We start from the raw sequence: 8,427 nt of genomic DNA on the forward strand, positions 1-8,427 counted from the left end.
GCCCGGCCCAAGATCGCCGACTACCCGTTCACGACGCTGGTCCCCAACCTCGGCGTCGTCACTGCGGGCTCGACGACGTTCACCGTCGCCGACGTCCCCGGCCTGATCGAAGGGGCCAGCGAGGGCCGCGGACTGGGCCACGACTTCCTGCGCCACGTCGAGCGGTGCGCCGCACTGGTGCACGTCATCGACTGCGCGACGGTCGACCCGGGCCGTGACCCGCTGACCGACCTCGACGTCATCGAGGCCGAGCTGGCGGCCTACGCCGAGGCGACCGGCAGCGACCTGCTGGACCGCCCCCGCCTGGTCGCCCTCAACAAGACCGACGTCCCCGACGCCAAGGAGATCGCCGGCTTCGTCCGCGACGAGCTCGAGGCCCGCGGGCTGGACGTCTACGACGTCTCGGCCGCCAGCCACGCCGGACTCCGCGAGCTGTCGTTCGCGATGGCTGCGATCGTGGCCGGCCGCCGGGCAGCGACACCCGTCGCCGAGGTCACCCGGATCGTCCTGCGGCCCCGTGCCGAGAGCGGCGTGGGTCGCGAGTTCACGATCACGCAGGTCAACGGCCAGTGGATCGTGCGCGGCGAGAAGCCCAAGCGCTGGGTGCGGCAGACCGACTTCAGCAACGACGAGGCCGTCGGCTTCCTCGCCGATCGGCTCAACCGTCTGGGCGTCGAGGACGAGCTGCTCAAGCTCGGCGCGACGGCCGGCGACGACGTCGTGATCGGCGACGAGGCCGATGCCGTGATGTTCGACTTCGACCCGCAGGTCATGGCCGGCGCCGAGGTGCTGGGCCGTCGTGGCGAGGACCTGCGCATCGACCAGTCCGACCGGCGCACCAACGTGCAGCGCCGCGAGGAGCTGGCCGCCCGGCGCGAGGCCGAGGCCGAGGCCCGCGACGCGCGGGCCGAGGGACGCACGGACGGCCGGGTGCCGGACTGGACCTTCCCCGAGGACGAGGCGGAGCTGGACGACGCGGCCCCGGACGACTCGGCGCTGGACGGTGAGCGCGGCGACCAGGACCCGTCCTGATGGCGCGTGTCGTCGTCAAGGTCGGCTCGTCCTCGCTGAGCACGGCCGCCGGCGGTCTCGACGGTGAGCGGGTCGACGCCCTCGTCGATGCCCTGGCCGCCGCGCGGTCCAGGGGCGACGAGATCGTCCTGGTCAGCTCCGGCGCGATCGCGGCGGGCTTGGCCCCGCTGGCGCTGAAGCGTCGCCCCCGCGACCTCGCGACCCAGCAGGCCGCTGCGAGCGTGGGACAGGGCGCCCTGATCGCCCGCTACGCCGAACGGTTCGCGAGCCACGGGCTCATCGTCGGCCAGGTGCTGCTGACCGCCGACGACGTGACCCGGCGCAGCCACTACCGCAACGCCTACCAGACCTTCGCGCGGCTCCTGGAGCTCGGCGTGGTGCCGGTCGTCAACGAGAACGACACCGTGGCCACCAGCGAGATCCGGTTCGGTGACAACGACCGGCTGGCCGCCCTGGTGTCCCACCTGGTGCACGCCGACAGCCTCGTCCTGCTGTCGGACGTGGACGGGCTCTACGACGGGGACCCCTCGCTGGACGGCACCCAGATGATCTCCGACGTGCGCGGCGAGGCGGACCTCGCGACGCTCGACATCGTCCGGCCCAGCGCCTCCTCGATCGGGACCGGCGGCATGGTCACCAAGGTCGAGGCCGCCCGCATCGCCACCGGCGCCGGCATCCCGGTGACGCTGACCTCCGCGGCCCGGGCCGGTGACGCGCTGACCGGAGCCGCGGTCGGCACCCGCTTCCACGCGACCGGTCGGCGCCGCCCGACCCGCCTGCTGTGGCTGGCCCACGCCAGCGACACCAAGGGCGGGGTCCGCCTCGACGCGGGGGCGGTCCGGGCGCTGACGCTGCGCAAGGCGTCCCTGCTCCCGGCCGGCATCACGGGAGTCAGCGGCACGTTCACGGCGGGGGACCCCATCGACCTGATCGGCCCCGACGACGTCGTGATCGCCCGCGGCATCGTCAACTACGACAGCGAGGAGCTCCCGGCGCTGCTCGGCCGGTCGACCCGCGACCTCGCCGTCGAGCTCGGCGCGGAGTACGAACGCGAGGTCGTCCACCGCGACGATCTCATGCTGATCTGACGCGACCCGGCCCCACGGCCCCGCACTAGGATGACGCCATGAAGGAACTGGTCCACGCCGCGGCTCGTCGTGCCCGCATCGCCGCGGGTTCGCTGGCCACCACGACCCGGGCCGACAAGGACGCCGCGCTGCACGCCATGGCCGACGCGCTCGTCGCCGGCACGCCGACGATCCTCGAGGCCAACGGCCAGGACGTCGACGCGGCCCGGGCGGCCGGCACGGGGGAGAACGTCGTCGACCGCCTCCGGCTCGACGCCGACCGGATCGCCGCGTTCGCCGACGGGGTGCGGGACGTGGCCGCCCTCCCGGACCCCGTGGGCGAGGTCGTCCGCGGCTCGACGCTGCCCAACGGCCTGCGGATGCAGCAGGTCCGGGTGCCCATGGGCGTCATCGGGATGATCTACGAGGGCCGGCCCAACGTCACCGCCGACGCCGCCGCGATCTGCCTCAAGGCCGGCAGCGCGGTCCTGCTCCGGGGGTCGGCATCCGCGGCCCGGTCCAACGCCGCGATCATCGCGATCATGCGTGACGCGCTCGCCACGACCCCCGTGCCGGTCGACGTCATCCAGCTCGTCCCCGCCGACGACCGGTCCTCGGCGACGCACCTGATGCAGGCACGCGGGCTCGTCGACCTCGTCATCCCGCGTGGTGGCGCCGGACTGATCCGCGCGGTCGTGGAGGACTCGACCGTCCCGGTCATCGAGACCGGAGTCGGCAACTGTCACGTCTACGTCGACGCCGACGCGGACCTGGACATGGCGCTCGCGATCGTCCTCAACGCCAAGACCCACCGCACCAGCGTGTGCAACGCCGCCGAGTCGCTGCTGGTCCACAAGGCCGTGGCCGACTCGTTCGTGCCCCGCGTCGTGGCGGCCCTGCAGGACCTCGGTGTCACGGTCCACGGCGATCCCGCCTTCTGCGCCGTCCACGCCGATGTCGTGCCCGCGACGGAGGAGGACCATGCCGCGGAATACCTCTCCCTGGACATCTCGGCGCGGGTGGTCGAGTCGATCGACGAGGCGATCGCCCACATCCGGACGTACTCCTCGGGGCACACCGAGGCCATCGTGACGTCGTCGTTGGCGGCTTCGACCCGGTTCACGACGGGGGTCGACTCGGCGGCCGTCATGATCAACGCGTCGACCCGGTTCACCGACGGCGGTGAGCTCGGCTTCGGCGCCGAGATCGGCATCTCGACGCAGAAGCTGCACGCCCGCGGACCCATGGGTCTGACCGAGATGACGACGACGACCTACGTCGTGACCGGTGACGGTCACACCCGCTGATAGATTGGCTCCCATGTACTCGTACCTCGCCGCGGCCGAAGAGGCCGAGCACCTCCGTGACATCGGTATCAACCCCTACGCCGTCGGGGGCATCGCGCTGGCGATCCTCACGATCCTGATGCTCGCTCTGCTGGCTTTCGGCAAGGGCCGCGAGCACTCCTGACCCGCATGAGCACCGGGCGTCGACGCGTCGGCGTCATGGGTGGCACGTTCGACCCGATCCACCACGGTCACCTCGTGGCGGCCAGCGAGGTGCAGTCGTGGTTCGACCTCGACGAGGTCATCTTCGTGCCGACGGGGCAGCCGTGGCAGAAGGCCGACCGTGAGGTGTCCCCGGCGGAGCACCGCTACCTGATGACGGTCATCGCGACCGCCGCCAACCCGCGGTTCGAGGTCAGCCGGGTCGACATCGACCGCGTCGGGCCGACCTACACGATCGACACGCTGCGGGACCTCTCGGCGCTGCACCCCGACGCCGACCTCTACTTCATCACCGGCGCCGACGCGATGGCCGCACTCCTGACGTGGCGCGACCACGAGGAGCTGTTCGGGCTCGCCCACTTCGTCGGCTGCACCCGGCCCGGTCACGAGATGGACGAGAACACCCTGACCGGGCTCCCCAAGGACCGCATCACGCTCGTGGAGATCCCCGCCTTGGCGATCTCGTCGACGGACTGCCGTGATCGCGTCGAGCGCGGTGAGCCCGTCTGGTACCTCGTGCCTGACGGAGTCGTGCAGTACATCGGCAAGCACGGGCTGTACGTCACCCAGACACTGGAAAGAGTCGAATGACCGCCACCGAACGCGCCATCGAGCTGACCCGGGCCGCCGCTGCGGCCGCGGAGGACAAGCTGGCGCAGGACCTCGTCGCCTTCGACGTCTCCGAGCTCCTCGCGATCACGGACGTCTTCCTCCTGTGCTCGGCGTCCAGCGCCCGCCAGGTGCGGGCGATCCAGGACGCGATCGAGGAAAGGATGATCAGCCTCGGCGCCAAGGCCGTACGCCGTGAGGGCGAGCGCGAGGGTCGCTGGATCCTGCTCGACTTCCAGGACATCGTCGTCCACGTGCAGCACCAGGAGGAGCGGGTGTTCTACGCACTCGAGCGACTCTGGAGCGACTGCCCGACGCTGCCGCTGCCATGAGCCGTCAGGTCGTGCTGTGGCGCCACGGGCGCACGGAGTGGAATGTCGCCGGCCGGGTCCAGGGGCAGAGCGACACGCCCCTCGACGAGGTCGGGCACCAGCAGGCCCGGGAGGCCGCCGCGCGGCTCGCGACCCTCAAGCCGTACCGGATCCTCAGCTCGGACCTGCAGCGCGCTCGCGACACCGCGAGCTATCTCGGTGCCATCAGCGGTGTCGAGGTCGAGCTCGACGAGAGGTTCCGCGAGCTCAACTTCGGCGCGCGGGAGGGCCTCACGTGGCGCGAGGCGTGGGACCAGATGCCCGAAGGCATGCAGGCCTGGGTCGACGGGGACGAGACGCAGATCCCCGGCAGCGAGACCCACGTCGAGGCGGGGGAGCGGTTCGCCGCGGGGCTCGAGGCCGCACTCCCGTCGCTGCCCGCCGACGCCGTCCTGGTCGTCGTCGCGCACGGTGCCGTCCTGCGGACCGGCGTCTGCTCGTTCCTGGGGATCCCGCGCGCGCACTGGGGCACGTTCGGTGCGCTCAACAACTGCGCGTGGTCGGTCCTGGAGGAGACTCCGTGGCGTCCGGACACGCGTTGGCGGCTCACGGAATGGAACGCCGGCACCCTCCCGGTGCCCGTCATGTCGGACGAGGAGTGACCCGGTTTGGGGATGCGGGCAGGCAGCGGCTAGGATTGGCAAGGCCCTGCTGAGGGGCTCACCTGAGGGGCATTGGCGCAGTTGGTAGCGCGCTTCCATGGCATGGAAGAGGTCAGGAGTTCGAATCTCCTATGCTCCACAAGATCGCAACAAGAACAGGACGCCCCTCCCGGTTCGGGAGGGGCGTCCTGCGTTGGGTCGGGAGGCGCGGCGCCGGTTGGTACGGTGTCCGCGTGTCCCGGGTCTCGCTGCGATCGCTGTTCATCGCCGTGGCGGTCGTCGTGGCCGGGTTTCAGCTCGTCGCGGTCACCCTGGCGGCCGTGCCGCCCAATCGCTACAGCGATGCCGCCGCGCCCCGCACGAGCTACCTCATGCCGTACTTCACGCAGAACTGGCGCCTGTTCGCGCCGTCGCCGGTCGCCGAGGACCGCGAGGTGCTGTTCCAGGGCAGCTATCTCGCCGCGGACGGCTCCGTGAAGAAGACGGCGTGGGTCGACTGGACCGCGGTCGAGCTCGACCTGGTCCACCACCGTTTGGTCGGTGGCCGGGCCGGCTACGTGACCAACAAGCTGTACGGCCCGCTCGGGCAGGCATACCGCGGGCTCGGCACCGCCGAGCGGGAGACCGCCGACGGGACGCCGCAGCGCACCCCGCCCCGGTGGGCGCAGCTGCGGGCCGATCTGCGGGCCGGTGGCGCGAGCCCGACGCGGGTCGGCACGTTCCTGCTCTACGAGCAGGCGACCGCGAGGCTCGCGACCGATGTCCTGCTGTCCCGCTGGCCCGAGCGGCCCTTCACCGCGGTCCGCTATCGCCTCCGCAGCGCGCCCGTCGTGCCGTACGAGGCGCGGTCGGGGACCTCCGCCGAGCGTGCCGCCGCACGACCTGTCGCGACGACCCGCGACAGCGGCTGGCGCCGGCCCACCCCCGGGACCGCGGCGGAGCGCCGGACCGTCGCCGCGTTCGACCGCAGGCACCGATGATCGCCCTGGCGGTGGGCTGGCTGACCCGCGAGAAGCACTCGACGTATGGGCTCGCCGTGACCCGGATGATCCTCGGCTTCATCGTGGCCAGCCAGCTGCTGGTCAACTGGTTCGACCGGCACTACACATGGGGCGACGGCGCCCTGTGGACTCAACCGGTCCGGGACGCCAAGTCGTGGCCGTCGTACTTCGGCCTGTTCGAGCAGCTCGGGGGAGTGGCCTTCGACGCGGCCTATCTCGGCACGATCGTGTTCGGCGTGCTGCTGATGATCGGCTACCGCACGCGGGCCTCGGCGCTGATCACCCTGTTCCTGTGGATGTCGCTCTACGTGTCAAGCCCGTTCGTCGGGTCGGGCGGTGACGCGGTGCTGCGCATGGTGCTGCTCTACCTGTGCTTCACCGACTCGGGCCGCCGGTGGTCGGTCGACGCGTGGCTGGGGGAGCGGCGCGGCGAGGTCCGCCCGCTCGTGCCGGAGTGGGCCTCGTCGACGCTGCACAACCTCGCCACGATCCTGATCATCCACCAGGTCGTCATGGTCTACGTCGGCTCCGCGTTCTGGAAGCTCCAGAGCGCGGTGTGGAAGGACGGCACCGCGGTCTACTATCCGCTGCAGACCGACGCGTACTCGCCGTGGCACGACCTGCTGCAGCCCGTGTACGCCTTCGGCCCGATCATCTCGGGTGCGACCTACACCGCGATCGTCGTCCAGCTGTTCTTCCCGCTGCTGCTGCTCTACCGGCCCAGCCGGTTCGTCGCCCTGATCCTGATCACCGGGATGCACCTGGGCATCGGCATCTTCATGGGGATCCTGTACTTCTCGCTCGTCATGATCGCCGTCGACATGATCCTGGTGAGCGATCGGTCCTGGCTTCGGGCGGAGGCGTGGGTCAGATCGCGCCGTCGCGTGACGGCGGACACCCTGTAACTCCGAGTCGCGAAAATCCGCTACGCTAGGGCCGTGTGCCCTGTTCCATAGGCACATCGTCCCGGTTCAAGCCGGGACTTCAGTAGCTTTTCAGCAACTTCCCCGGCTGGATTCTCAGACCTTCCGATGCACGAACAACACCAGGAGCCCTCCCTGTGAAGAACAAGCTTGCCAAGAACTCCCTAGCGGTAGGAATGGCGACACTGATCGTCACTGCCGGCCTCTCGTTCTCCGCCAACGGCGCCCCGGCGATCGTCGCGCAGTCCGAGTCCAGCGCCGTGACGGCATCGGGCCTGACCGGCATCGTCGGCAGCGGTGTGTGCCGCGCCGAGTCCACCGGTCCCGCGACCCAGGGCTCGGGCACGTGCGGCACGGGCCTGAATGTCTCCGGACCGGCCGTCGGTGCGATCAACCAGACCGCGGAGACGGGCCTCGACGGCACGAAGGGCACGTCGAAGGCGAGCGCGAGTGTCGAGAGCACGAACATCGCCGCCCTCACGACGATCGACGTGTCGAACGTCGGCGACGAGATCAGCGCGATCGACACCGGGACGATCCTTGACGATGTGGTCGCCGGACTCGACCCCGTTGTGCTCCGCCCCGCCTTCGAGGCGCTCCTGGACACTCTGCTGGGAGACATCCAGGACGCGGCCCTCTCGCCGCTGCTCGCCGCGGTCCAGGACGCCGTGCCGGTCTCGGCGCGGATCGGTGCTGTCAGCAGCGAGTGCAACAGCGATGGCACGATGCTCTCGTCGATCGCCGGCATCGACCTCCTGGTCGAGCTCGCGCCGGGCAACGTCATCACCGTCCCGGTGACCCTGAACACCTCTCCGAACGCAAAGCTGGTCGGCTCCGTCGCGCCCAAGCAGATCGTCACCGGCCTGCTGACGGGTGTCGAGGACGCGTTGAACGACAGCCTGGGCGGCGTCCTCGCCGGACTCGCAGACCTGGTGCCCACCCTGCAGCAGACACTGGTCGACGGTGTGCTCGACCAGCTCGGACCGGTCCTGGACCAGGTTGGCGACGCGCTCGTCCCTGTCCTGGACGGCACGGTCAACAAGCAGGTCACCAACGCCGATGGCTCGGTCGAGGTCACTGCACTGGACCTCAACGTCGTCGGCGACACCGCGAAACTCGCCCTGGCCCGTTCCGCGTGCGGTCCGAACGGTGTTGTCGCTGCTGACGACGCCGACACCAACGCGGCCGCCGACGCCGATGCTGACGCTGCCGCGGATGCTGACACCGACGCCAACGCGGACGCCGACGCCAACGCGGATGCCGACGCTGCTGCGGACGCCGATGCCAACGCCGACGCTGCTGCCGACGCCGACG

Annotated in this window: 10 protein-coding genes and 1 tRNA gene; all 11 read left to right on the plus strand. The window is 70.7% G+C overall.

Annotated elements, in window-relative coordinates; all coding sequences use genetic code 11:
• Positions 1-1,032: GTPase ObgE (obgE, locus tag JWQ91_RS10640; protein ID WP_297783456.1), on the plus strand; the 1,032-nt coding region annotated here is incomplete at its 5' end.
• Entirely contained in the window at positions 1,032-2,120 is a 1,089-nt protein-coding gene (proB, locus tag JWQ91_RS10645) for a glutamate 5-kinase (RefSeq protein WP_297783458.1), read from the plus strand. The genes obgE and proB, both read left to right, overlap by 1 nt.
• A gap of 38 nt (positions 2,121-2,158) precedes the next feature.
• Positions 2,159-3,406 carry a glutamate-5-semialdehyde dehydrogenase gene (locus JWQ91_RS10650; protein WP_297783461.1) on the plus strand — a complete coding sequence of 416 codons (1,248 nt, stop codon included), beginning with the start codon at positions 2,159-2,161 and terminating at the stop codon, positions 3,404-3,406.
• Between the two features lie 13 nt (positions 3,407-3,419).
• Positions 3,420-3,569, plus strand: a complete 150-nt coding sequence (locus JWQ91_RS10655) for a hypothetical protein (RefSeq protein WP_297783464.1) — start codon at positions 3,420-3,422, stop codon at positions 3,567-3,569.
• A gap of 35 nt (positions 3,570-3,604) precedes the next feature.
• Positions 3,605-4,198 (plus strand): nicotinate-nucleotide adenylyltransferase, encoded by a 594-nt coding sequence (gene nadD, locus JWQ91_RS10660; RefSeq protein ID WP_297783481.1) that lies wholly within the window; start codon positions 3,605-3,607, stop codon positions 4,196-4,198.
• A complete protein-coding gene (rsfS, locus tag JWQ91_RS10665) occupies positions 4,195-4,548 on the plus strand; it encodes a ribosome silencing factor (protein ID WP_297783467.1) in 354 nt (117 codons plus the stop codon). The genes nadD and rsfS overlap by 4 nt, the downstream gene beginning before the upstream one ends.
• Entirely contained in the window at positions 4,545-5,189 is a 645-nt protein-coding gene (locus JWQ91_RS10670) for a histidine phosphatase family protein (RefSeq protein ID WP_297783470.1), read from the plus strand. Before rsfS ends, JWQ91_RS10670 begins: the two co-directional genes overlap by 4 nt.
• A 66-nt stretch (positions 5,190-5,255) precedes the next feature.
• Positions 5,256-5,328 (plus strand) — tRNA-Ala (locus JWQ91_RS10675).
• 94 nt (positions 5,329-5,422) lie between these two features.
• Positions 5,423-6,169, plus strand: coding sequence for a DUF5819 family protein (locus JWQ91_RS10680; protein WP_297783473.1), 747 nt, complete (start codon positions 5,423-5,425; stop codon positions 6,167-6,169).
• Positions 6,166-7,095, plus strand: coding sequence for an HTTM domain-containing protein (locus JWQ91_RS10685; RefSeq protein ID WP_297783476.1), 930 nt, complete (start codon positions 6,166-6,168; stop codon positions 7,093-7,095). Before JWQ91_RS10680 ends, JWQ91_RS10685 begins: the two co-directional genes overlap by 4 nt.
• Positions 7,096-7,289: 194 nt before the next feature.
• Positions 7,290-8,427, plus strand: a 1,138-nt coding sequence (locus tag JWQ91_RS10690; protein ID WP_297783479.1) for a hypothetical protein, incomplete at its 3' end; no start/stop codon positions are given.

The organism is Aeromicrobium sp., assembly GCF_025965075.1.
In the GTDB taxonomy this organism is placed as follows: Bacteria; Actinomycetota; Actinomycetes; order Propionibacteriales; family Nocardioidaceae; genus Aeromicrobium.